The 2,617-nt window shown below is 54.5% G+C and carries 2 protein-coding genes and 1 pseudogene; 2 read left to right on the top strand and 1 reads right to left on the bottom strand.

Going from position 1 to position 2,617, the window contains the following annotated elements; genetic code table 11:
* The coding region (locus OA90_RS29230) for a hypothetical protein (protein WP_244274682.1) at window positions 1-282 on the top strand (282 nt) is incomplete at its 5' end.
* Window positions 283-502: 220 nt separating this feature from the next.
* Here OA90_RS29230 and OA90_RS27550 read toward each other — a convergent pair.
* The gene (locus tag OA90_RS27550) at window positions 503-1,138 is read right to left on the bottom strand and encodes a hypothetical protein (protein ID WP_156510729.1); all 636 of its coding nucleotides are present in this window, start codon (window positions 1,136-1,138) and stop codon (window positions 503-505) included.
* Between the two features lie 806 nt (window positions 1,139-1,944).
* Here OA90_RS27550 and OA90_RS27540 point away from each other — a divergent pair.
* Window positions 1,945-2,617, top strand: a pseudogene (locus OA90_RS27540) (phage tail protein); the annotation flags it as partial.

Here is a 2,617-nt window from a genome sequence, read left to right as displayed (position 1 = left end):
CATGTCACCACACTCGCCTGTGTCGCGCAGTTGCAAGGTGAAGACCTCGAGCTCCTGGAGGCCATCGTCGAAAACGATGACAACCTGACCTATGGCAGCATCGTCAGCGTCCAAACAGGTCAGGACGACTATATTACAGCGCTCACCGACGACGGCATCCACGAATTGAAAGACATGCTCGCCGAAGCCAGAAGCTCAACCGAAAACTGGAACGGCTTCCTCGATGACTTCGTCTCAGATCCCCACGTCATTGCCCGCGTCAAGGCCCAATCGCCGCGGTAACAATCGGCCGGTTACGATCATTCGGGACATGATCATCAATCGAGAACTCATAGAACAGCGCGCTTTGCGCTTCCTGCCTCGGCCCCATCATCGCCAGCATCTCCCAAATCAGTAAGGAGATTGAATCAGCGTTCAGAACTTAAAACAACAGGAGTTTTTCAACGAAATTGGCTGCAAGGGGACGTTCGCTGCGCATGTGCCAATGGCAGGTTCACTGCCGCTACCCTACCAAGATGATCCCGCAAACTTTCACAAACACCACAAGCGTTGGATAGATTAGAAACGCTACACCAAAGCAAAATAGGAGAAAACATAGCCAACGTGAAATTTCAAATCGTTCATTCTGAAAGCCGAACCACAATGCGAGAATGTCTCGGTCGTACATCTCACTTGCTTTAGAGCGATTATCTAGCTTGTCGCGATTGTACCTATCCTGAATTCTTGAGACATCATCTGGCAAATTCGTATCTAGGACCTCCCGTATTCTCCGATTGAACTCGTGGTGAAAAATTTTCGTATTTTCGGCAACATAGTTTTCTACGTGCCAGAACTTCTTGATTTCATGTGGACATAATGCCTGAAAAACGGCTGTCGAAAGCGCGATTGCAGATAAAGCAACGTAGATATTGATAACTTTTCGAAGCATGAACTCATCATCAAGATTAGCAATACCGTCGTCGCTGCAAGCGCTGCTGCCAAAGGCAAGACATGCCCATTCCATCGATGAGCTCAACAAGGAAACAAATGCGTCGTTAAAAATTATGAAGTATCCAAATATAGGTACGAAGATAGTCAATCTAGCAAATTTGGAGTTTCCGAAAGAACGCAATAGTTCCCAAGTCGGGTCAAATAGCATTTTCGTTCACCAGGTATTCATGATTGGGATTAAATATCTAAATCAAGTAACTAATGTCTAGTGAGCTATTCCATGGGGGTAACATAACATACATTCAGTGCACTTCAAAACCTTCGCAATTTAGGCTCCGAGCTGCCGATTGCGCCAGCGGCGGCTATGGGCAGAGAGCGTCAATCGCGTTGGAGCTTCCAGGGGCCAGAGAAGCGCTCGTAGCTGACCTTGATACCTCCCAACGCGTAGCCTGACGCGGCTTCACCATTTCGTTCAATCCACCAGGACAATTACCGACAAACAGCTCACACACCGCCCTTGAGGCGGTTTTTTTGTGCCCGCAGCCAGGCAAGGAGAAAGACATGACTACCCCTACCTTCGGAATGAGTTTCACGCGCCCGGACGATGAAGTCGTCCCCGCACTTGGTGCGGACTTCTCGCATGTCCTGATCATCGAAACCTCGGAAGACGCGTCCGCGGTCGAATTTCCGGAAGGCGAACCCGTCCGGTTTTCCACGAGTGACGCAGCCAAGGTCAATGCCCTTGGTACCGGCCTGCTTGCCGATGCGGTGAACGGCATCCACGACCAGTTGAATGACCTTAATTCGGGCGCAGACGTGACTGTTGTCCGGGTGGCCGAAGGCGTCGATACGGCGACCACAGCCGCATCGATCGCCGCCGTGGTCAACGACATTGCCAGCATCCCGTCCAAGGTGAACAAGACCCCGCGCATTGTGGTTGCCGGTCGGACTGCCTGGCGTCCGGGTCTTGACACGACCAATCCGGTGATTGCGGCGCTGGAAGCCAATCTCGGNACGAGTGACGCAGCCAAGGTCAATGCCCTTGGTACCGGCCTGCTTGCCGATGCGGTGAACGGCATCCACGACCAGTTGAATGACCTTAATTCGGGCGCAGACGTGACTGTTGTCCGGGTGGCCGAAGGCGTCGATACGGCGACCACAGCCGCATCGATCGCCGCCGTGGTCAACGACATTGCCAGCATCCCGTCCAAGGTGAACAAGACCCCGCGCATTGTGGTTGCCGGTCGGACTGCCTGGCGTCCGGGTCTTGACACGACCAATCCGGTGATTGCGGCGCTGGAAGCCAATCTCGGCAAGATCCTGGCCGTCGCGCCGGTTGATGTGGACGACACGTCCACGTCCAACGCGATTGACGCCCGCGAAACCATGTCGTCGGAACGTCTGATGCCGATCGGCGTGGCCGCCCGGATCTGGGACGGGGCCCAGACGGTTACAGCCCCGATGGCACCGCGCGTTGCCGGTCTGATGATCCGGATCGACAACCAGGTGGGCGCTGGCAAGCCGTTCCATCCCTTCGCGAACCGCTCCCTGTTCGGTCTGGCCGGCATCTCGCGCAAGATCCCGTTTTCGACGCTCGACGGTTCAACGGAGGGCCAGCAACTGCTGGCGGCGAATGTCGCCATCGTCGCCGAAGGCGAGACGGGTGTCGACGGGGCAGTGGCAGATG

The organism is Labrenzia sp. OB1 (assembly GCF_001624695.1).
GTDB lineage: Bacteria > Pseudomonadota > Alphaproteobacteria > Rhizobiales > Stappiaceae > Roseibium.
The sequence above is the reverse complement of the archived record's forward strand: the minus strand, read 5'-3'. Positions and strand labels throughout refer to the sequence as shown.

What these genes read in the sequence shown, in the direction of transcription:
- OA90_RS27550 (WP_156510729.1), bottom strand. Translation starts at nt 1,138, where the DNA reads ATGCTATTTGACCCGACTTGGGAACTATTGCGTTCTTTCGGAAACTCC.